This is a genomic window from Vibrio kasasachensis, assembly GCF_050337565.1.
Lineage (GTDB): Bacteria > Pseudomonadota > Gammaproteobacteria > Enterobacterales > Vibrionaceae > Vibrio > Vibrio kasasachensis.
Genome location: NZ_JAKJTB010000015.1, coordinates 105,165 through 128,410, shown reverse-complemented (window position 1 = coordinate 128,410; position 23,246 = coordinate 105,165). Strand labels below are relative to the sequence as shown.

Genomic DNA, 23,246 nt, shown 5'->3' with positions numbered 1-23,246 from the left:
TTGTTTTGTAAAAGATGAAGCAAGATTGTATTCAAATATTTAGAAAGTAATACCTTTTTACTATTGACTGTATTCGCTCATTGACTACTCTGGAAAATAAGTGATTGAAATTTCGGCAGCGCCTGAATGGATATTCATTTAGCGAATTGGCGTACAGGAGTGCAGCCAATTATACAAATACAACAATATGCATGAGGGATGTATAGCATGGCTACAGGTACAGTAAAATGGTTTAACAATGCCAAAGGATTTGGTTTTATCTGTCCAGAAGGGGACGACAGTGATGTGTTCGCACATTATTCAACCATCCAGATGGACGGTTATCGTACTCTGAAAGCTGGCCAACAAGTATTCTTCGAAGTCGAAGAGGGTCCTAAAGGGTACCACGCTAGTGTCGTAACTCCGCTGGAACTGCAACCAGCAAAATAAAAGCTGCCGATGTAGAACAAAAACCCGCCACAAGGCGGGTTTGTTTTTTTATGTATTACATACCCTTCCCACTTGAATTTGCATCGACACAGTAGCACTTCAGGTGTTCCGGGTAGAGGTCACTTATTTAACCAATAATCGCATTTAGTGTTGCACTTGGGCGCATCAACGATGAAGCTTTATCAAACTCCGGAGCATAGTAACCACCCAAATCACCAACAATACCTTGTGCATCATTCAACTCAGCAACAATTTTCTCTTCATTGTCAGCTAAAACCTGAGCAATTGGAGCAAACTGTACCGCTAGTTCACTATCAGCAGTTTGCGCTGCGAGAGCTTGAGCCCAGTATGTCGCGAGGTAGTAATGACTGCCACGGTTATCAAGCTCACCTACTTTGCGTGAAGGTGATTTGTTGTTATCCAAAAACTCACCGGTTGCTTTATCAAGAGCATCAGCGAGTACTTGTGCTTTAGCATTACCTGTCACTGAACTTAGGTGCTCTAAAGAAGCAGCAAGAGCTAAGAACTCCCCTAAAGAATCCCAACGTAAGTGATTCTCCTTTTCGACCTGTTGTACGTGCTTCGGTGCTGAACCACCTGCGCCAGTTTCAAACAAACCACCACCATTCATTAGAGGCACAATTGACAGCATTTTAGCCGATGTACCTAGCTCTAGAATTGGGAATAAATCGGTTAGGTAATCACGCAGTACGTTACCTGTGACAGAAATCGTATCAAGACCTTGCTTAATACGGTCTAAAGAGAACTGACAAGCGGCTAATGGATCAAGAATTTTAATATCCAAGCCTGCCGTATCGTAATCCGGTAAGTATGCATTCACTTTTTTGATAAGCTCTGCATCATGCGCACGTGCTTCATCTAACCAAAATACCGCTGGCACGCCTGTAGCGCGTGAACGAGTAACGGCTAATTTAACCCAATCTTGAATTGGCGCATCTTTAACCTGACACATGCGGAAGATGTCGCCTTCTTCTACCACTTGCTCAAGCAGTACTGCGCCAGACGCATCAACCACACGTACTGTACCTGCGGCATCAAGAATGAACGTTTTGTCGTGCGAACCGTACTCTTCTGCTTTTTGTGCCATAAGCCCTACGTTAGGCACACTGCCCATTGTCGTTGGGTTAAACGCACCATTTTCTTTACAGAAGTCGATGACAGCTTGGTAGATACCTGCGTAGCTACGATCTGGGATCAACGCTTTAGTATCTTTCTGTTTGCCATCTGGTCCCCACATTTGACCTGACGCACGCAACATGGCTGGCATGGATGCATCAACAATAATGTCACTCGGTACATGTAGGTTAGTAATACCGCGATCGGAATCGACCATTGCTAGTGGTGGCTGGGTCTCATATACCGCCTCAAGAGCGGCTTCGATTTCTGCTTTTTGAGCTTGTGGAAGGTTGGCAATCTTGGCATATACATCACCAAGACCGTTGTTTACATCAACACCCAACTCATCGAATAGCTTGCCGTACTTCGCAAACACTTCTTTGTAGTATACCTTCACCGCATAACCAAAAATCACCGGGTCTGAGACCTTCATCATGGTTGCTTTCAAGTGCAAAGATAACAATACATCTTGCTGTTTCGCTTGCTCAATTTGTTCTTCAAAAAACGCAACCAGCGCGCTCTTATTCATCACCGAGCTGTCGATGATTTCTTTATCTTGGATAGCAAACGGAGCTTTCAATTCTTTTACCGAACCATCTTCGGCTGCAAATTCTATCTTAACATTGGTCGCACCATTGACTGTCGTCGATGTCTCGCTACCAAAGAAGTCTTTATCCGCCATGCTTGAGACATGAGACAATGAATCTTTAGACCAAGCGCCCATTGAGTGCGGATTTTTCTTTGCGTAGTTTTTCACGGACAGCGGAGCACGGCGATCAGAGTTACCTTCACGTAGTACTGGGTTTACCGCGCTACCTTTAATTTTGTCGTAAGTTGATTGAATTGCTTTTTCTTCATCAGTGCTAGGCTCTGCAGGGTAATCCGGTAGATTGTAACCTTTCGCTTGCAGTTCTTTGATTGCAGCATGCAACTGCGGTACAGATGCAGAAATATTTGGCAGTTTAATGATGTTCGCTTGAGGCGTGTTTGCCAACTCACCTAGCTCGGCAAGTGCATCACCAATACGCTGATCTTCAGCAAGATGCTCTGGGAAGCTCGCAATAATTCGCCCAGCAAGAGAGATGTCACGAGTATCAACGGCAATACCTGAAGAAGCAGTAAATGATTGAATAATTGGCAAGAGCGAATACGTCGCTAACGCAGGTGCTTCATCAGTAATGGTATAGATAATTGTCGGTTTTTCTGTAGGCATGAAATTTCCCTATTGTTCAACCAAAGCCTGTCGGATGAATGGCCATGGGTTTGTGGTCGCTTACAAGCTAATGCTTCATCCCCTCACTTGTTTGCGATTTGTCTGTCTTTTTTTTCTCTCAGCCTTGAAAAGGCAGTATCCATGAGAGCTAATCGTTATAATTAAACAAAACCAAGATAATAGTCTATTATCTTGTGCACCAATCCAGAATTTGGCGCGCAAATAGTAGCTTAAAGCACATTTTTTTTAAATCATATCATACATTTTATTTACATTTTTGCAGGGTAGTTAACATGCAGTCACGTTCAAGTCGTCCGTCTTCAAAAAATCCCACTCAACGCACGACAAAACGTTTCAAACAAGCAGATACAGCTGGTAAATCAAGGCCGCACTCTTCTTCGAATCGCAAAAAATCATCAATAACAAAACCTCGCATTACGCCAGAACAGCGTAAAGTAATTGTCTTCAATAAGCCATTTGACACCTTGAGCCAATTTACTGATGGGGATGGTAGAAAAAACCTTGCTGATTTCATTAGCATTAAGGATGTTTATGCTGCAGGTCGCCTTGATCGTGATAGTGAAGGCTTACTGGTACTCACCAATGATGGTATTTTGCAGGCTAAGCTCACCCAACCGAAGTCTAAATCAGAAAAAACTTACTGGGCACAAGTGGATGGTGCACCAAGCGAAGCTGATCTGGAAAATTTACGTAAAGGTGTTGAGCTTAAAGATGGCATGACACTACCCGCTAAAGTGGAAGTAATGCCTGAACCGAAGATCTGGGAACGCAATCCGCCCGTTCGTTTTCGCGCCAATATCCCAACCACTTGGCTAGCCATTACTATTATTGAAGGGCGCAACCGACAAGTGCGTAGAATGACAGCACATATCGGATTCCCCACCCTGCGATTAATACGTTATTCCGTCGGTAAGATCGTACTTGGCGATCTACAACCCGGTGAATGGAAAGAAATTTCGCTTTAAGCGACTCATCTAATAGCCACTACCTTTACTGCCTACAGCAAACCAACAGACATAAAAAAACCGCTGAACATTCAGCGGTTTTTTTTGATTAGCTTTGCCGATTACTCAGCCGCTTTTTCTTTCGCTACCGTTACGGCAATCGCAAGCTCTTCAAGTGCTGCAGCGTTTGCAATGCTTGGTGCATCAGTCAGTAGACATGAAGCCGCTGTCGTTTTAGGGAACGCGATAACGTCACGAATGTTATCTGTACCACATAGCAGCATAACTAGACGGTCTAGACCGAATGCAAGACCTGCGTGTGGTGGTGTACCAAACTTAAGTGCGTCTAGTAGGAAGCCAAACTTCGCTTTTTGCTCATCTGCTTCAATACCTAATAGGTCAAATACTGCCGATTGCATCTCAGCATTATGAATACGTACAGAACCACCACCAACTTCGTAGCCGTTGATAACCATATCGTATGCATTTGAGTTTGCTGCCGATGGGTTCGCTTTCAACTCTTCTGCCGTTAGGTTTAGAGGAGAAGTGAATGGGTGGTGCATCGCGTGCAGATTACCTTCATCGTCTTCTTCAAACATTGGGAAGTCGATAACCCATAGCGGTTTCCATGCAGACTTGTCAGTTAGTTCAAGATCAGTGCCCAGCTTCAGACGCAACGAGCCCATTGCTTCAGTCACTACACGCTTGCTATCTGCGCCAAAGAAGATGATGTCACCGGTTTCTGCTTGAGTACGCTCAAGTAGTTGTGCAACCACTTCTTCATTCAGGAATTTAGCAACTGGAGACTGTACGCCTTCAAAGCCAGCAGCACGGTCGTTTACTTTCATCCATGCCAGACCTTTCGCACCGTAAATACCGACAAAGTTGGTGTACTCGTCGATTTGCTTACGAGACAGTGCAGCACCACCTGGTACACGAATAACGGCTACGCGACCTTTCTCATCGTTTGCAGGACCTGAGAACACTTTGAAATCAACATCTTTAAGGATGTCAGCAACATCAACTAGCTCAAGTGGGTTACGTAGATCTGGTTTATCAGAACCAAAACGACGCGACGCTTCTTCAAATGACATGATTGGGAACTCGCCCAAATCAACATTTAGCAGCTCTTTCCACATTTGGCTGATCATCGCTTCGGTTTTTTCACGAACTTGCTCAGCCGACATGAAAGAAGTTTCGATATCGATCTGTGTGAATTCTGGTTGACGGTCAGCACGTAGATCTTCGTCACGGAAACACTTAACGATTTGGTAGTAGCGATCGAAGCCAGACATCATCAGCAACTGTTTAAACAACTGTGGTGATTGAGGTAGCGCGTAGAAGCTGCCTTTGTGTACACGACTTGGCACTAGGTAATCACGAGCACCTTCAGGCGTCGCTTTAGTCAGTACTGGCGTTTCAATATCAAGGAAGCCGTTGTCATCTAAGAAGCGACGAACAAAGCTTGACGCTTTAGCACGCAGCTTGATGCGATCGCTCATTTCTGGGCGACGTAAGTCCAGGTAACGGTACTTTAGACGTTGCTCTTCAGAGTTCTTTTGGTTGAAATCTAATGGCAGCGCCTCAGAACGGTTAATGATTTCAAGACCGGTGGCAAGGATCTCAACTTCACCTGTTGCCATACCAGGGTTAACTTGGCTTTCTGGACGTACGCGAACTTCACCCGTTAATTTGATACAGAATTCATTACGTAGTTGTTCTGCTACTTTATAAGCATCAGCCATATCTGGATCTACAACTACCTGAACAACGCCTTCACGATCTCGCATATCGATAAAAATCAGACCGCCTAAATCACGACGACGGTTAACCCAGCCGCATAGTTCTACAGTTTGTCCTGCAAGGGACTTGTTCAGGTGACCACAGTAATGGGTACGCATAATGAAATTCCCAATCTCTCTAATAGTGTTAATACCGTCTGCTGAACGCAAATAACTGCCAGCAGAGCAAAGTTCCATTTATACGCGGAAAGCCACATAAAATCGACCATTCAACGTACAATTTATTGCTATTTACTGTCTATTGGTGCTTTTTACACCAGCAAGATGGCAAAACAGCATCAATAGTAAAAATTGGTGCTGATTATATACCCATTATTAGTGAATTCAGCAAAAATCTCGTTTAGAGTTGTGGTAACGGAAATTTTTGAGAATCGTTACCATGTCACTACCACTGCGCCTCGGTCTCACCATGTGGTCACATAATCAATGGCAGCAAAGCTTTTATGGCAGTGGCACAAAGCCCGCTGAGCGGCTAGAAAAGTACACTCAAGTTTTCCATACCGTCGAAGGCAACACTACCTTTTATGCGACACCCAATATGAACACCGTTCGCAATTGGCATACCGCCAGCCATGACGCATTCAAATTCACTTTTAAGCTCCCTAAAGCCATTACTCACCAGCAAATGCTCAAACACTGCCAAGGTCAATTAAAAGACTTTATGCAGATTATGGCGCCGCTGCATGAACGTATCGGTCAATGGACCATTCAATTACCAGCAGCATTTACCCCCCATGACTTGCCCACACTGAAAAAATTTTGTGCCATGTTTCCACCGAACTTTCCTTTAGGTGTTGAAGTGCGGCACCTCGGTTATTTCGCCAAAAATGACGATGAAAAACGATTCAATAACTGGTTGTTGGAAAGTGGGATTAACCGAATAATAATGGACAGCCGCCCCGTTTTTGCTGCAGAACCCATTAATGATGTCATTATTGATGCCCAGCAGAAAAAACCTCGAGTACCGGTACACGCCATTGCTACGGCGAATCAGCCAATGATTCGTTTTATTGGTCATCCGGATTTGCCAGCCAATTTAGAATTCTTTCAGCCGTGGATTAAGAAACTTCCTCAATGGATAGCTGAAGGCAAACAACCTTACTTGATGGTGCATACTCCGGACAATAATTTAGCGCCAAAATTGGCCGTCAAATTGTATCAAATGCTCAGTGAACAGGTTTTATTACCCGAATTGGCGAGCTTTCCTAGCAACAATGGACAATCTCAAATCGCTATGTTTTGAGCTAACCATGACTCAATACATGACATAAACAAAAATTTTGCATAAAATACGCGCCCTTTTCCATGCTGCCTGTAATAGCAAGAGATACATGTATGAACCACAAGAGCAATCCAGATACCATTTTTTCGGCACCAATCGACAAAATCGGTGACTTCACGTTTGATGAGCGTGTTGCGGAAGTATTCCCTGATATGATTCAGCGCTCTGTACCGGGCTATAGCAATATTATCTCTGCAATTGGCATGCTGGCTGAGCGCTTCGTAAAACCACACAGCAACATTTACGATTTGGGTTGTTCTTTGGGTGCTGCAACACTTTCTATGCGTCGCCATATACAACAAGAAGGTTGTAAAATCATTGCGGTAGATAACTCCTCCGCGATGGTTGAACGCTGCAAGTTACACATAAACGCATACCGCAGTGATACGCCTGTAGAAGTGGTCGAAGCTGATATTCGTGATATTGAGATTGTGGATGCGACAGTAGTGGTATTGAACTTCACATTACAATTTCTTTCTCCTGCAGATCGTTACATCTTACTAGAGAAAATTTACGCTGGTTTACGCCCTGGTGGGATTTTGATCTTATCAGAGAAGTACGTATTCGAAGATGCCGTTTCTAACGGATTGCTTATCGACCTGCACCACGACTTTAAGCGTGCCAATGGGTACAGCGAACTCGAGATCAGCCAAAAACGCAGTGCAATTGAGAATGTCATGCGTCCCGATTCCAAGAAATCTCATAAAGAGCGCTTTGCTCAAATTGGATTTACTAGTTTCGATGTTTGGTTCCAATGCTTTAACTTTGGCTCAATGTTCGCTATTAAGTAACTCGCGTTTTAACGCTCAATTTTTCCGCCGCCGTTTGATATGGCTGCGGTAGTATCAAACTAGAATTTAGGTCACCCATCGATGTTTAATTTCGCCAATTTTTACCAATTAATCGCCCAAGACACTCGTCTACAGCCTTGGTTGAATGTGTTGCCGCAGCAATTAACTGATTGGCAAAATGCTGAGCACGGTGATTTTGACCGCTGGTTAAGGGCATTAAACAAAATTCCAGCCGGTCAGCCTGACAGCATTGATATAAAAGAATCAGTCAGCATCGAAAACCATCAAACGATGCATACGGGTGAGTTAAAAAAACTCGAAAGCCTTCTTCGTACTTTCCACCCATGGCGCAAGGGTCCTTACCATGTACATGGTATTCATATAGATACAGAATGGCGCAGCGATTGGAAGTGGGATCGCGTACTTCCACATATTACCCCTTTGCAAAACCGCAACGTGTTAGATGTGGGCTGTGGCAACGGTTACCATATGTGGCGCATGCTAGGTGAAGGGGCACGCTTATGTGTGGGTATTGACCCTTCTCACCTATTCCTTATTCAGTTTGAAGCCATTCGCAAAATGATGGGCGACGACCAACGGGCGCACCTGCTTCCATTAGGCATTGAGCAACTGCCGAAACTTGAGGCTTTTGATACTGTCTTCAGTATGGGCGTGCTTTACCACCGCCGCTCTCCACTCGATCATTTGATTCAACTAAAAGATCAGTTAGTTTCCGGTGGCGAGTTAATTCTAGAAACACTGGTTATTGAAGGCGACGAAACATCGGTACTGGTGCCATTTGATCGTTACGCGCAAATGCGTAATGTTTACTTCTTCCCATCAGCCAGAGCCCTTAAGGCATGGCTAGAACAAGTCGGCTTTATTGATGTGAAAATCGTCGACGAGAACGTAACGTCAACGGATGAGCAACGCACAACTGACTGGATGACACATAACTCACTGCCAGATTACTTAGATCCAAACGACGCGAGCAAAACAGTAGAAGGCTACCCTGCTCCTCGTCGTGCCGTCTTGGTGGCGACTAAGCCGTAGATTTAAAGCCAAAAATCAGCGCTATCCCACAATTATTGACATGAATTTAACTCATTTTAAATACCATATCAGTAACCTAAGCGACATAATATAAGGATGCAAAAGCATCCTTATTTGTTAAAGGCTTAGGCTATTTCTTCTACACTCAAGGCAACTTTTTAAAGTTCTGCTATGAGGTTTTGCATACCTTAGTCTAAAATTAAAAACGTTAATTAACTCATACCATTATCAGTCGGTGTTTAGCCCAAACCATCCACTGAAATGAAACAAAAATAGACGTAGGCATTTTAATGTTCATCCGATTAACACCTGTGGTAGCTCTTGCTCTGTTGTCTGGCTGCACTCTTATCAATGGCAAAGAGAACCACCAGCAGACTTTAACGGCAATCCAAGCGGTTGAAACGAACTTGATCTCACAGATCACTACTCTTGGCAGCCAAGTGGAGCAGCAGTCTGAATATATTCAGAACTTGGAGCAACAAGTTGACGACCTGCAAGGCAAAACTCTTGAATTGCAATCTGAGACCCTAGCTAAAATCTCTGCCCATCAACACAAAAGCATCACGCCTGTGATTAGACCTGTTTCCGCCCCGCCAACTCATGGCGTGGTTCTCGGCGCAATTGAGCGTGTGACCATTGATTCAATCAAACAAACCTTTGACGCCCGTGTTGATACCGGTGCCGCGACCTCTTCACTCAATGCCGTCGATATTAAGCATTTTGAACGCAATGGCAAAAAATGGGTTCGCTTTCATTTATCTGACGATAAAACGCCAATGGACGATAGTAATTGGATTGAAGCCCCGGTTTTAAAATTTGTTAAAATCCGCCAATCAACCAATGACGAAGTTGAGCGCCGCGCCGTGATTGAACTTTGGGTAAAAGTTGGCAAAATCCATGAAAAATCACAATTTACCTTGGCAGACCGCTCTCAAATGAACCACCCTGTACTTCTGGGTCGAGAATTTATTAAAGATATCGCCGTCGTAGACGTGAGCAAAAAGTTCGTTCAGTCTGAAGCACAATAAAACTAATAAGGCTTTCTATGACTTCCAAGGTCCCTCTATACATTTTCGTTGCGTTGCTGATTGGGATTGGCGCGACATTAAGCATTTTTAGGCATCAGAGCTATGGTGTGCCATGGACACCAGGTGAGACAAGACAAGTTTGGGATATTGAGGCAAGAATTCAGTTCGATGCCAAAAACAAACCAGTAAAAGCATCACTTGCTGTGCCTGACACTCAAACTGGTTTTACAAAAATCAGCGAAACCTCTTCATCACCGGGCTATGGTGTTGCCTACGCTAGCAACGAAGCAGGTCGTCGTGCTGAGTGGTCGATTCGTCAAGCATCCGGTCCTGAAACTATCTATTACAAAGCGCAATTCCTAGTTGATCCACAAGCGAATGTTGCGCCAGTCGCACCAAGTGAAGAAATCACTTCTCCTACCTTTGACGGCCCAACAGAAGCCGCGGTAATTGCGCTCATTGAACGAGCCAACAAACGCTCTGCCGATGACATCACTTTTACTCGTGAGTTGATCAAACAGTTAAATGATAACGACAGCCAAAACGCTGCACTTATCTTGAATAACATGTCTCGTGTTCAAGCGGTTAATAAGATCCTCGCGTATAGCAAAATTCCAAGCAAACTCGCGGGTGTGATTGAGCTGGAAGATGGTCGACGTCGCCAAACTATCCAACAAATGAACCAAGTTTGGGATGGGAAACAGTGGCAATTATTTAATCCAGATACAGCCGACCAAGCCATCTTACCCAACATCCTTGTGTGGGATGAGTCAAACATCTCTCTACTCGATCTTGTCGGCGGGACAAATAGCCAAGTTCACTTCTCTATGATTGCTCAAGAGATTTCTCCTCAGCAAGCCACCGAAGACAAAGTCGAAGCTGACGCACTGTTAAATCTCTCTATCCATAGCTTGCCTCTCGAAGAGCAGGCGATGTTTAAGACGATAATGCTGATCCCAATTGGCGCACTGATCGTGGTGTTTTTGCGCGTCATCATAGGTCTTAAAACCTCAGGGACCTTTATGCCAGTGTTGATTGCGGTAGCGTTTGTACAAACTCAACTACTCACCGGTATCGTTGGTTTCCTGCTTATCGTGGGTACAGGCTTGGTAATTCGAAGTTACCTATCTCGTTTAAATCTACTACTGGTGGCCAGGATATCAGCGGTGATCATCACCGTTATTATGATCATATCCGTCTTTACGGTGGTCGCATTTAAGATTGGATTGACTGAAGGTTTGTCGATTACATTCTTCCCAATGATCATTTTGTCATGGACTATCGAACGTATGTCAATTCTTTGGGAAGAAGAAGGTCCGAAAGAAGTGGTTCTGCAAGGTGGCGGTTCATTAATGACAGCTGTATTGGTTTACCTTGCAATGACCAACCAATATGTACAGCACCTTACTTTCAACTTCATCGGCCTACAGATGATTGTACTCGCTTGTATCCTACTGCTTGGTACATATACAGGTTACCGTTTAACTGAGCTTCGTCGCTTTAAGCCCTTGGTTGAGGATTAAACTATGTTCCTCTCACGAATTAAAGAGCGTTACACATCGCCGTTTAAACTGCGCCACAAAGGTATTATGGGTATGAATCAGCGAAATCATAGCTACATTAGTCGCTATAATGATCGCTCAAAATACCCTTTGGTTGACGATAAACTGAAAACCAAAATTATTGCTGAAGCTGCTGGTGCAACAGTTCCAAAACTGATTGGTGTGATCAGAAGCCAAGCTGATGTTCCTAGAATTCACAAGATGGTAAAGGATTGGCCGGGCTTTGTAATCAAACCGGCGCAAGGAAGCGGTGGAAAGGGCATTCTGGTTGTGACGTCTCACCAAGATGGTGTTTATACCAAGCCATCAGGATCAACCATTAACAAAGATGACGTCGAACGACACATCAGTAATGCGCTAGCGGGTCTTTTTTCTCTAGGTGGGAAAAATGATGTAGCCGTGGTTGAAAACCTGATTAAGTTCGATAGCTGCTTTGATGGCTTTAGCTACGAAGGCGTACCTGATGTACGGATTATCGTATTTAAAGGCTACCCTGTTATGGCAATGATGCGTTGCTCAACTGCTGCTTCAGACGGTAAGGCTAATTTGCACCAAGGTGCTGTAGGTGTCGGTTTAGATGTCGCTACCGGTCGGGCTATCCGAGCCGTGCAGTTTGATCGTCCAATTAGCCATCACCCCGATACTGGTAAAGACTTAATGACTTTACAAGTGCCCCACTGGGAAAAGCTATTAGTGCTTGCTTCTAGCGCTTGGGAAATGACTGGGCTTGGCTATATGGGCACGGACATGGTTCTAGATCGAGAAGAAGGTCCTATGGTACTTGAGCTCAATGCTCGCCCAGGGTTGGCGATTCAAATTGCCAACGGTGCGGGTTTATTACCTCGTCTTCGCCATATTGAAAGCTTAGGGCTCCCCGCTCGCTACCCGACTCCGGAAGAACGCGTTGCCTATGCTGCTAGGCAATTTGCCACCCATTTCTAACCTATTCTAACTCTATAAAAAACGCCTTTATTGGCGTTTTTTTGTATCTACACCCATGGCACAGTGCATATGAATTTTTAATTAATTATCGCTTTACGATAATTAATTATTGATTTTCACTATTAAAATCCATATTATCCTCGCATCTAATCAATACGGGGAATAATAAATGGATAACCTATCTGGCATTCGAAAAATCAGTCAACGCTTACTTATCTGTCTTTGGGCGGTGCTGATCATCAATCCTATTTTTAATGCTGTTATGTGGTTTGGTGTAGCCTTTGATGTAAGCAACGAATTCTTCATGGCGGAATTTCCTTATTACGTTGAGTTTCCACTCGATACTGGTCCAGCTCTACTTGGCTTTTTAGTCTCCAATATCACTGTGGTCGTAGCCAGTATGATCGTTTGGCAATTGATCACTCTTTTCCGCTTGTACCGAGATGGAAAAATTTTCAACATGGATAACGTGAATTGTTACCAAAAAATCGCTAACTACATCATTTTGTACGTATTTGCTGGTTTTGCAGATGGATTATTAATGGGACCAGCGTTAACCTATAACCTTGAAGAAACGACCGTCAGCTTTGGGTTAACGGACAGCGATGTCACGCTGCTTATCATCGGCATAATAATCCGACTCATCGCTAAAGTAATGCGCGAAGCAAAAGGTTTATACGACGAACAAACTCTGACTATTTAAAGTGAATTTCTATGCCTATCATCATTAACTTAGACGTTATGCTCGCCAAACGTAAAATGCGATCTAATGAACTAGCCGCATTAATCGGCATTACAGAGCAAAACTTATCAGTATTAAAAAACGGGCGGGCAAAAGCAGTAAAATTGGCGACTTTAGAAAGTATTTGTAAACACTTAGATTGCCAACCCGGCGACATCTTAGAATACATCGCTGCAACGGAAAATGAATAAAGTAAAAGCGGAAGGGGTTATTGCTCCTTTCGCCATGAAAAGGAGTTAGCTGTGCTTTACCTCAATAGAATCCACTGGCTGCTGGCTTTAATCGTTCTAACAAGCCATAGCATTCACGCCAAACAATCGTTCGAAATGAAAAGAGACGATGACTCAACCATTCATTACTACTTAGAACAACGTGGGCAACCTAACTTACTGGTTTTATTACAGGGCTCAGATTGCAATAGCGTCGATCAAAACACCACGATTAACGAGAAATTCGCTTCATACTTTCAACAAACAGACATTCTTACCGTCGAAAAATACGGCATCACTAGTGAATTATCATGGGACCGAAACCCTGAGCGAGATGATTGCCCACCACATTACTTATCTCACGATTCCCCACAACAACGTGTCTCTGACTACAAACAAGTCATTACATTTATTGCCGAACAGAAGCATTATCAATCCATCATTCTATTAGGAGGAAGTGAAGGTGCTTTAGTTGCCAATATGCTCGCAACGCAAAGTCATTTAGTGGATGGTGTCGTTGCATTAAACGCAGGCGGTCAATTCTTTCTCAATGATATTTTGCACAGTATTGAAGCTGAAGTACCAGTAGAAGCTCGCACTCAAGCGCTAGGAGGGTTCAAAAAATTTGCTGAGCAGATCCAACAAAGTGATCAAATGGACATCGTGGTTAGTGGTCATGGATTCAAATGGTGGAAACAATCACTTTCGACAGATCAACTCAATATATTGCATCAAATTTACGCACCAGTGTTACTTATACAATCTGAGCTTGATACTAATGTCGACCCACACAGTGCAGCCGTTCTCGTCGATGAAGTTCTACAATCAAAGTCTAACATTGATTTCCGCCTATACCCCAGCGTAGACCATTACTTCATCGACAAGCAAGGCGTCAACCACACAATCGACATATTAAAACTGATCAACCAATGGCTAAGCGCCAAGAAACTGCTCGAAGATTGATCTTATGTTCACAACCGATTCTTAACTGTAAAAAGGGCGACCTCGTGGGTCGCCCTTGGCTTATCTTTTATGACATTTTGAAAAGATTACAACTCTTCAACCAATGCCTGCACTTCACTCTTCGCTTTCTCAGTCTGAGCAAAGCCACGTAAACCCACCACATGCACATGCTCGTGATCTTTAAACACTTTACGTACCAGTTTGTACGTTGTGCCTTTCTCTGGACTGATATTCTCAGGAGCGGCAATCAGTAATTGCATATCCAAACGATCACAGAGCTCAAATAGCGTTGAAATCGACTTACCATCAAGGCGCGCCGCTTCATCAAGGAACAAGAGGCGACATGGCACAATATCTTTACTACGTAGGCGACGAGACTCTTCTTCCCAGCTTTGAATTACCATCAATAGAATTGACTGACCTGTACCAATCGCTTCACCAGTTGATAGCGCACCAGACTCCGCTTGCAGCCAACCGTCTGAACCACGGTTCACTTCAACACTTAGCTCTAGGTAGTTGCGGTAATCCAGCAACTCTTCACCTAGAATTTGTGGCGAGCGTTGACCCATATCGATATGCGGGTTAACGCGCTGGAATAATTTCGCCATCGCTTCAGAGAAGGTGAAGCGCGTACTTTCAAATAAATCTTTGTGCTGACCTTGCTGCCCTGCTAATCCATTCAATAGCACTTCATGGCTTTCACGGATCTTCACATTCAGGCGTACACCTTTCACCTGACCAAAACCAATATTGGATAAACCTTGGTTTAGCATACGAATACGGTTTTGCTCACGCTGTATTGTCTTCTTAATAATGCTCGCTACTGAGTCCGAACTGATCGCAAGACGGTTCTCACGCTGAGTAAGCTCTTCCGTTAGACGTGCCAGCTCAACCTCCATCTCTTCGATCGCTTCTACTGGATCATCAGTGCGAATAATATCTTGGCGGATACGATCTCGTAGATGCTGATACACCGCGATATAGAACAACACTTTACGCTCTGGGTGCGCGGTATCTTCTGACAAGCGCAGTGAATCACGCAAATCATCGTTGTCAGCAACAGCTAAACGAAGTGCCCCGAGGGATTTATCTGACATTGAACGTAATTCAGATGCAGACATATAGGCAAGCTCGCGCTTGTGTAAGCGACGCTCTACGTCATTTTCTCGCGCTAAACGCAGTACAGAGCACCAACCCGCTTTCGCTGCAACCACGAAAGTACGCAGTTCGGTGTACTCTTTTTGAATCTTCTTCACGCGTTTAACCAAAGCTTTCATTTCTAGCTCAGTCGAGGTAATAGTGCGTTCATACCCACTCTTACGACCGCGAGAAATATGCAAGCGCTCTTGAAGTTCATCTCGACGACGTTGTGCACGCTCTGCTGCACCTTCATCTGCATTCACACCAAACTCTTGAAGCTCTTGCTTGAACTCTTGAACCGTCTCTAATTTCGCTTGATGCGAACTCTTCAATGATGCCAACACTTGATTGTATTGGTTCATTTGAACTTGCGACTGTTTAAGCTCATCACGGTTACGTGTGCGCAGTCGTTCAGCTTCAACCAATTTGGTTTTTAACTGCTCGCTTAACTCACTACTCTTATTCAATAGATCAACTGAATCTGAATACGCGAAATAGTGGCGACGTTCCACCAAATCGGATAACGCAAAAATCTGCGTTTTTAATCTCTGTAGCTGTTGGTCTGCCGCTTGGTATTCTGCGGACAATGCTTCGAATTGCTCAGGGTCAGTCTCTAATGCCCCGGCGATTTTTTCGAGTGCATCAACAGATTTTCCATGTTGCGACAAGAAAACTTTCGCTTGAGAAACCTGCGTCAATTTGCCTTCAATTTCTACAAAACGAGCTTCTAGTGTTTCATCCTCGATAAAGCGCATAGTGGGTGCAAGCTTATCAAGCAAGGTTATTGCCTGTTTACTCGTGATCAGCTGCGTACGCTGTTGCTGCTCTTTGCCCTCTAGGTCAGCCAACACACGCACCAATTGGTTACGCTTATCACGCACCTTGTATAGCGCTTGTTCTGGATCTGACTCAAATGCAACTTGAATATGCTTAGCAACAAAGCTATTAAATGCTTGGTACAAACGTTGAAGCTTTTGCGAATCAAACGCCGCTTTGGCGTGCTGCTCAACCACTTCTTCACGCTCATCACGCAATAGCTCTAAACGTTGTTCGCGTGCCGCGCGACCAAACAGTGGGATCTCTGGCAGACGAGAATAACGCATTTGGCGATCGTTAAGGCGAACACATACCGCGCCTTCAAGCTCTTCTGCATTAAAAGAGCTATCATCAAACGCATCAATATCACCTTCAATGATGTACAAATCTTCAGGACAGTCATCTAGTTCGATCAATTTTGCTTCGATGCCAGCGAGATCAGATACCACAATCGCGTGGCGAGCAGGACCATACATCGCACTGAAGTAAGGCGCATCCTCGATCGTCACATCGTCATAAATCTCTGACAGCAATACGCCTCCTAGCGTATCAGCCAGACCTTTCAAGCGTGGGTCATTTGAACCACCAGGTGATGCCAATCGTTCAATTTCGCTGTCAAGAAAACTACGGCGCTCTGCCAGCTTATCTTTGCTGATAGATTGCTGTTTCTCTTGCTCCAACACTTGCTGCATTTGTGACATCACCGCTTGGCTGTCAGACAAATCAGCACCGCTTTGCTCTTTTAAGTTTTCTAATGAATCATTGGCTGCAATCCAAGTCGGGGCAATCGATTCAAGCTTACTAATCTCGGCAACTGCATCTTGTTCTAAGCGACGTTGTTCACTGCGTTGTTCACGCAATTCTTCTTGAGCAAATTCAAGTGACTCAATTTGTGCACTGTGGCGTTCACGCTCTTGTTCAAAGCTGATCTCGTCGTTTAACTCTACGCTATGTTGCTTTTGATACTCTTGCGTCAGTTCGCGAGCTTGGCGTTGCTCGGCTAAACTACGCTCTAAATCACGATATTGTGCTCGCCACTGAGATTCGCTCTCATTAAGCTGCTTAGCTTCACGAGCTTGAACCATTGCAATTTTTGCTTGTTCAGCCGCTTGATTGCGATCAACTGGACCGACAATGCTAGTCACCAGATTAAGCGCCGTTTCAAATTGCTGCGCAGCGGCTGAGGACATGTCCAACTTGTGTTTGAGTGCTAGCAAAGTTGTGGTGTTGTCTGCTTCGCGAGTTTTCAACTCAGCAACCAACACTTGCGCTGATTCAGCTGTTAATGAATCTGTCTCGAGTAGCTGTTTCGCTTTATCTAGCGCTTGCACTGCTTGCTGGTATTGCAGAGCACGTGTTTGCTGCATATCTAATGCTTGTTGGTAGTCAGCCAGTTGGGTTTTGAGGCTATCAACTTCGTCTTCTGCAACTGTCGATTGTTCCTCAGCCATCAAAACACGCTCTTGCGCTTCTTCTACGACCATCAACTGTTCTTCTAAGCGTTCACTAAGCTGCTCTAGATCTTCTTGATAGCGTTCAATTTTTTCTTGCTGGCGAAGGGCATTTTGCACCAATTGTAAATGGTCCGATGCCGATTGATGATCTTGCTCAAGAGCAATCTCACTCTCAACGAGTATTTCGAGCTCTTCGTGAACACGATTAAGCAGTGAGTTCTGCTCTATCAAACTTTGACGAGACCCGAACAACTCACCACGCAGTTTCATTGTTTGCTCAAGCTTGTTACGGCGATCATTAGCGTGACGCATATAATCGGCAGCTACATAGTTGGTCGACTCGGTAATCAAATGCTTGAATAAATCGCGATCGGTTTGCGTGGTTTTGATAGCTTCCAGCGTCATGCGGTTTTCACGCAGCGCTGATTCCATGTCTTGGAACGCTTTTTTAACGCCACCATTTTGCGGCAATAAGTAATCACGTAGTGAACGAGTAATCGCACTTGAGATACCACCGTATAGCGATGCTTCGATCAAGCGGTAAAATTTAGAGCGATCTGATGAGTTACGTAGCTTCTTAGGGATCACGCCAAATTCAAACATTTGCGCGTGGTAATCCACGATTGAAGGAAATGCTTTAAATTGCACGCCTTCGTACTGAGCAACGCTCTCTTTTACTTCATTGATTTGACGAACACGCGCTTGTGACTCTGATACGCTCTCAATCAACACATCTGTTGGTTTGACATCACTTGGTAAACCTTGAATGACGAAAGGTTTAATATCCACTTTCTTATCACGCCCCGCGACTTGCTGAAGCTTCACAGCAAATAACAGGCGTTGATTACGTGAATTCACCACATCTAACGCTGCGTAACAGGCACCTGGCTGCAATTTACCGTAGAGACCTTTATCACGAGACGATTGGCTACTACCCGCCTCAGTCGTATTGCGGAAATGCAATAAGGTTTGGTCTGGAATAAGGGCGGTAATAAATGCCGCCATCGTGGTCGATTTACCTGCACCGTTACCACCAGAAAGCGTTGTGACTAGACCATCAATATCAAAAGTACGAGCAAAGAAGCCGTTCCAGTTAATCATGGTCAGCGATTGGTATTTACCACGTTCAATCATGCTTCGCCCTCAATTTCGTCGTGCTCTTGTTCTTGCTGTTCATCGTCATTTAGTAAGCTGCCTTGGCTCGGCTCTTTAGTGTGCACTACGGCTTCACCATCACGGATCAAGCGCAATTGCGCTTCACGGACATCATCACCGACGCGCACGTCAGCACCAAAGCGGAATACCGCTTCGCTAATGCGGAATTTACCCGTTTCACCAATATTGATGATCATCCCAAGACGACGCAAACGACGCAGTGAGGTACGTACTTTCTCAAACAATTTTTCTTTATCAAGATCTGAGCCGATAGCACGATTGGTCACCAATTTCATTAGCTTGGTTTCATCTGTTAACTGGATGAGTTCTTCATAAAGCTCTTGATTGGTAAAAATACCTTCATGCGCTAAGCGTTCTGGGCTTAGGTAAAGAAAACACAGCACTTTACCTACTAACATGTCCAATTCAGACAACACGCTACGACCAATTAAAGACGTCGAACGTGGACGAAGATAGAAAAAACCTTCCGGTGCTTTGACTAATTCTGTGTTGTAACGCTGGTAAAATAACGCCAGTTCTGTTTCAAAATCCGCCAGTAATGCGTGGTTATCCAAGTCTTCACTGGAGACATGACGCCCTGCTCGCAACATACTATCTAGCGCTGGAAACAAAGGGTTAGAGATTGCTTTTGCCAGATTTTCTGACATATATTCGTTAGTATCTGTCGATGACATTTGCTTGTACCTTTGCACCAAATTCATTAATCGCTTGCCAGTCTGGCTGCACTGCGTGGTAATCCAATTCGGAATAACCTAATTTCACTGCTTGATCGACTACGATTCGGGCTAAATCAAAATGATGAGTCCGTGGATGCTGCATTAGATAATCACGCAACACCATACCGAGATCGATTGGAGTACCTTGTTGCTTATGAACCTTAAGCATTTCTCCAATGCGCTCTGACAGCTCATCATTGACTTGTTGAAATTCTTCATACACCACTTCTGTTGGGACATGACCCGTTACCTCATCATCACGCAGCACAAGTGCTTCATCACGCAGGTCATTCAAACGCTCTGCATCAGCGTACGTGAGATGCCAAGGCATATCGAAGTAGTCTTTCATTGATTGACGCAGACGCGTGCTAAAGGCACGGTTCTTATCCATATCGATCGCGGTACGGATGAACTTGTGCACATGCCTGTCATAACCAATCCAAAGGTCAATCGCTTGTTGACCCCAACGAGTGATTCGGTCTAGCTTCATCTGGAGCCCAAACAAAGTTTCTTCAATGAACTCAAGTTCATCATCACCGTACACCAACTCTTGAATATCAAGAATTTGGGTTTGCAGCTCGTCACCTGCCGCTTGCAAAGTATCTTGCAGCTCGCGCAACGTCGTGGATGTTTCTGAAAGAAGTGCTTCACAGTTATTAATTGCTTCACGCCAATCTTTGTTTAACAGTTCTGCAATTTGGGTTTTTACCGTCTGTTGCTGTTCATCCATTACGCGCTGGTTGAGATCGATCTGATCGAAGATCTCACCAACTGAGTATTTTAGTACCCCATATACATTCTTTTTCCAGTGTCCTGGTGTGCCACCCTTTTGCGCCGCTTCAATAGCTTTCGCCATCTCATCTGCGACCATCGATAGTTGAATCGATAGTTTAAGCTTAGAAAATTCACGGTGACGGACGTAATAATCTGTAATGCCAATCGCTAAAGGTGACAAACGGTAAATACTTGCACCATCTGTCACTTCACTGGCAAAGCGGCTAATTAGACGCTGTTTCACCATCTCGTTTATCGCGTTGTTGGCACGAAATGCCGACGCTTCGCCGGTATCTTCAAATAATCGAGTGACGATGGTAAACGCATCATGGAGCTCACCTTCACCCAATTCTTCATCAAATCTTTCATTGCTTAATACCGCAATTGCGATAAGAAAAGCTAGTCTTTCGCTGGTTAGATTCAATGAGAAATCGTGCTGCTTTACCCAACCAACCAATTCGTCGATAGGTTGCTCAGCAACGTTGAGAGTCATCTCACTCATTGTTATTCCTATTTATCTTTCTTTTTTGCCCATACATGAATGTATCGACCTAATGAGAGGTAAGGCTCTTGACGACAAAATTTTTCTTCAAGTGCCAATACATCTTCAAACTGATAGTCGCCCATATACAATTGATTACCAATGTAATCACTGAAACAGCGAATGCCAGATTTACCGCAGATCTCATAGCCTGCGTTTTCAATCCACTTATACACGTCTTCGGGGACTAAACCTTTTTGCGGTTGTAGCTTAAAACGTTTGCGGTGAGGCATGCCCTTCAACACATGAGGAAGGTTGCCACATACGACATTTTTATAAACTAACCCATGCTGGTTATAAAACATCACCGAGGCAATACCACCCGGTTTTACTTGATCTAACACTGTTTCCAATGCCGCCTTAGGATCAACTAACCACTCCATCACTGCATGGAACATAACCAAATCCACAGCAGTTTCCATATGATTGGCAATCTCCTGCACGGGAGAGTGAATCAAGCGATAGTTGTCAAGCAGACCATTAGTTTCAATATCCTGTTTTGCCAACTGCAGCATTTCAGAAGATAGGTCACATAACGCAACTTGATGTCCGAGCTTGGCTATTTTTTGCGACACTTGTGCAAGACCACCGCCAGCATCAAGTACTTCTAGGCAACGTTGGTCACTCTGTAGCATGGCGAGAGCTTGTTCAAGATCTTGCCAAACAATTACTTGGCGAATCTCACCTTTGTCAGAACCATAAATGTTTTTTGCAAATTTGTGGGCAATATCGTCGAAATTACGGTCTTCAGTCACGGCGGCTTGAGTTATCATGTCTAATCGTGCTGCTATTCTGTCACAAGAAAGGCAGATATAAAGAGGGATTCTCTTAATTTATAATCAACTGGTGTTTTTTCGGACTATTTAAGTATGTTTGAGCTGAAAAAAGTCTTCTCTTCTTTGCTCATGCCTTTACCAGCGCTGCTGATCATAGGCTTTTTGGGCTTAATGTTAATTATGTTTACTAGGAAACAGAAGACCGGCTGTTTTGTGGTGCTCTTTTCCTTTATTGGCATCTTCCTTATCTCTTTCCAACCACTTTCCTCCCGTCTATTAATGCCACTAGAACGCCAATACACCGCTTTTTTGCCCGTCGATAAATCCATCGACTACGTTATGGTATTAGGCAGTGGGCATGTGGTGGATGATCAGATCCCACCGACTTCGGAGTTAAGTCGCACCGCATTGATGCGCTTGTCTGAGGGAATTCGTATTATGCGTATCTACCCAGGTTCAAAGCTCATTTTATCCGGCTATGCCGGCGGTACTGATGTAAGCAATGCGCGTATGATGGCAAAAGTAGCGTTAGCACTTGGCGTATCAAAATCGGACATCATCTTATTGGAAACCGCCAAAGACACATGGGAAGAAGCGCGCCAAGCGGCCGCGTTCGTAAAACGTAAAGAAGTCGTATTGGTGACTTCAGCTAGCCATATGAAACGTGCTCTGAACGAGTTTCACTCGGCAGGATTAGAGCCTTACCCGGCTCCAACTAACTATCTAGCACAGGACCAAATCAATCAGTTCTGGAGTAAATACACGCCAAAAGCGATTTATCTGGAACAAACTGAGCGCTACTGGCATGAGACGCTTGGACGAATTTGGCAAAGCTTACGCAACTGGGCTTCAGATTACGAAGAGAAGAGTATCGAAGCTTCACAAAGTAAAGTGTAGTCCTCGATTAGAGACATAAAAAAACCGAAGCTTAAGCTTCGGTTTTTTTATTAATACAGAGTGATGTATTAGTCACCAGCAAACATATACCCTTCACCGTGAACCGTCACAAAAATTTGCGGGTTCTTCGGATCAAACTCCATTTTAGCACGCATGCGACGAATCAAAACATCAATAGTACGGTCATTTGGCGCATCTACTCGATGGCTAATCATGTTCAAAATACGTTCGCGACTAAGAACTTGATTCGGGTACGAAGATAGTGCTACCAACAACTCATATTCTGCTTTGGTTAATTTAACTGGCTCGTTATTACGACTCAGTGCTCGACGTTGAATGTCAAACATCCACTCACCAAAACGGACAACATTGGTGTCATTTTTTTGGTCAGCGATAGTGCCTGCGTTGCGGGCTGCAGAAATACGCCACAGCAAGTTTTTCACGCGCACTAGTAGTTCGCGAAGTTCGAACGGTTTTGTCACATAATCGTCTGCGCCCATTTCTAGACCAACAATTTTATCAATGCTATCCGTGCGTCCTGTTACCAGGATAATTCCAATGTCCGATTGACTTCGTAGTTCTCGTGTTAACATCAAACCATCTTCACCAGGAAGATTGATGTCTAACATAACCAAGTCGATCGAATGATTTTGTAGCATGCTGCGCACTTGCTCTCCGCTTTCGGCTTCGCTGACGGTGTAACCTTCATTTTGAAAGTAGCCAACTAGCTTACTGCGAGTGACCGCATCATCTTCTACAACTAATACGTGATAGCTCATCTAAACCACTTAATTTACATTAGGAATTAATTTCAACTGTATTCTATTCATAAGTCGTA

At 44.2% G+C, this 23,246-nt stretch carries 19 protein-coding genes; 12 read left to right on the top strand and 7 right to left on the bottom strand.

Going from position 1 to position 23,246, the window contains the following annotated elements; all coding sequences use genetic code 11:
* The first annotated feature begins 207 nt into the window (after nt 1-207).
* Complete coding sequence (gene cspD, locus L4C38_RS13330) at nt 208-429, top strand: cold shock domain-containing protein CspD (protein WP_428798046.1); 222 nt, start codon at nt 208-210, stop codon at nt 427-429.
* 127 nt (nt 430-556) lie between these two features.
* Here the strand turns inward: cspD and L4C38_RS13325 are convergent, their stop codons facing one another.
* Nucleotides 557-2,779, bottom strand: coding sequence for an NADP-dependent isocitrate dehydrogenase (locus tag L4C38_RS13325; protein WP_428798045.1), 2,223 nt, complete (start codon nt 2,777-2,779; stop codon nt 557-559).
* A 293-nt stretch (nt 2,780-3,072) separates the two neighbouring features.
* Here L4C38_RS13325 and L4C38_RS13320 point away from each other — a divergent pair, with 293 nt between their 5' ends.
* Nucleotides 3,073-3,765 carry a pseudouridine synthase gene (locus L4C38_RS13320; RefSeq protein WP_428798044.1) on the top strand — a complete coding sequence of 231 codons (693 nt, stop codon included), beginning with the start codon at nt 3,073-3,075 and terminating at the stop codon, nt 3,763-3,765.
* A 101-nt stretch (nt 3,766-3,866) separates the two neighbouring features.
* On the opposite strand, the gene aspS is transcribed toward L4C38_RS13320, so the two are convergent.
* The gene (gene aspS, locus L4C38_RS13315) at nt 3,867-5,645 is read right to left on the bottom strand and encodes an aspartate--tRNA ligase (protein WP_428798043.1); all 1,779 of its coding nucleotides are present in this window, start codon (nt 5,643-5,645) and stop codon (nt 3,867-3,869) included.
* Nucleotides 5,646-5,925: 280 nt separating this feature from the next.
* Here aspS and L4C38_RS13310 point away from each other — a divergent pair, with 280 nt between their 5' ends.
* From L4C38_RS13310 to L4C38_RS13270, 9 genes are all read left to right on the top strand, one after another.
* The gene (locus tag L4C38_RS13310; protein ID WP_428798042.1) at nt 5,926-6,789 is read left to right on the top strand and encodes a DUF72 domain-containing protein; all 864 of its coding nucleotides are present in this window, start codon (nt 5,926-5,928) and stop codon (nt 6,787-6,789) included.
* Between the two features lie 92 nt (nt 6,790-6,881).
* A complete protein-coding gene (gene cmoA, locus L4C38_RS13305; RefSeq protein WP_428798041.1) occupies nt 6,882-7,619 on the top strand; it encodes a carboxy-S-adenosyl-L-methionine synthase CmoA in 738 nt (245 codons plus the stop codon).
* Between the two features lie 81 nt (nt 7,620-7,700).
* Complete coding sequence (gene cmoB / locus L4C38_RS13300; protein WP_428798040.1) at nt 7,701-8,672, top strand: tRNA 5-methoxyuridine(34)/uridine 5-oxyacetic acid(34) synthase CmoB; 972 nt, start codon at nt 7,701-7,703, stop codon at nt 8,670-8,672.
* A 290-nt stretch (nt 8,673-8,962) separates the two neighbouring features.
* On the top strand, nt 8,963-9,700 hold the full coding sequence (locus L4C38_RS13295; RefSeq protein ID WP_428798039.1) for a putative ATP-dependent zinc protease: 738 nt from the start codon (nt 8,963-8,965) through the stop codon (nt 9,698-9,700).
* Between the two features lie 17 nt (nt 9,701-9,717).
* The gene (locus L4C38_RS13290; protein ID WP_428798038.1) at nt 9,718-11,223 is read left to right on the top strand and encodes an inactive transglutaminase family protein; all 1,506 of its coding nucleotides are present in this window, start codon (nt 9,718-9,720) and stop codon (nt 11,221-11,223) included.
* Between the two features lie 18 nt (nt 11,224-11,241).
* Nucleotides 11,242-12,204, top strand: coding sequence for an alpha-L-glutamate ligase-like protein (locus L4C38_RS13285; RefSeq protein ID WP_428798095.1), 963 nt, complete (start codon nt 11,242-11,244; stop codon nt 12,202-12,204).
* 169 nt (nt 12,205-12,373) lie between these two features.
* Complete coding sequence (locus L4C38_RS13280) at nt 12,374-12,907, top strand: DUF2975 domain-containing protein (RefSeq protein ID WP_428798037.1); 534 nt, start codon at nt 12,374-12,376, stop codon at nt 12,905-12,907.
* A gap of 11 nt (nt 12,908-12,918) precedes the next feature.
* On the top strand, nt 12,919-13,137 hold the full coding sequence (locus L4C38_RS13275; RefSeq protein WP_428798036.1) for a helix-turn-helix domain-containing protein: 219 nt from the start codon (nt 12,919-12,921) through the stop codon (nt 13,135-13,137).
* A 51-nt stretch (nt 13,138-13,188) separates the two neighbouring features.
* Nucleotides 13,189-14,118, top strand: a complete 930-nt coding sequence (locus tag L4C38_RS13270) for a prolyl oligopeptidase family serine peptidase (protein WP_428798035.1) — start codon at nt 13,189-13,191, stop codon at nt 14,116-14,118.
* An 86-nt stretch (nt 14,119-14,204) separates the two neighbouring features.
* On the opposite strand, the gene mukB is transcribed toward L4C38_RS13270, so the two are convergent.
* From mukB to cmoM, 4 genes are read right to left on the bottom strand one after another with little or no spacing between them, the layout of a single operon-like run.
* Complete coding sequence (gene mukB, locus L4C38_RS13265) at nt 14,205-18,662, bottom strand: chromosome partition protein MukB (protein ID WP_428798034.1); 4,458 nt, start codon at nt 18,660-18,662, stop codon at nt 14,205-14,207.
* Nucleotides 18,659-19,378, bottom strand: coding sequence for a chromosome partition protein MukE (gene mukE, locus L4C38_RS13260; protein ID WP_428798033.1), 720 nt, complete (start codon nt 19,376-19,378; stop codon nt 18,659-18,661). The genes mukB and mukE overlap by 4 nt, the downstream gene beginning before the upstream one ends.
* Nucleotides 19,359-20,696, bottom strand: coding sequence for a chromosome partition protein MukF (mukF, locus tag L4C38_RS13255; protein WP_428798032.1), 1,338 nt, complete (start codon nt 20,694-20,696; stop codon nt 19,359-19,361). Before mukF ends, mukE begins: the two co-directional genes overlap by 20 nt.
* 8 nt (nt 20,697-20,704) lie before the next feature.
* Nucleotides 20,705-21,490: a tRNA uridine 5-oxyacetic acid(34) methyltransferase CmoM gene (gene cmoM / locus L4C38_RS13250; RefSeq protein WP_428798094.1), complete on the bottom strand. Its 786-nt coding sequence runs from the start codon at nt 21,488-21,490 to the stop codon at nt 20,705-20,707.
* Between the two features lie 114 nt (nt 21,491-21,604).
* Here cmoM and elyC point away from each other — a divergent pair, with 114 nt between their 5' ends.
* Nucleotides 21,605-22,408 carry an envelope biogenesis factor ElyC gene (gene elyC / locus L4C38_RS13245; RefSeq protein WP_428798031.1) on the top strand — a complete coding sequence of 268 codons (804 nt, stop codon included), beginning with the start codon at nt 21,605-21,607 and terminating at the stop codon, nt 22,406-22,408.
* Nucleotides 22,409-22,476: 68 nt separating this feature from the next.
* Here elyC and torR read toward each other — a convergent pair whose 3' ends face one another.
* A complete protein-coding gene (torR, locus tag L4C38_RS13240) occupies nt 22,477-23,187 on the bottom strand; it encodes a two-component system response regulator TorR (protein ID WP_428798030.1) in 711 nt (236 codons plus the stop codon).
* Between the last annotated feature and the right edge of the window lie 59 nt (nt 23,188-23,246).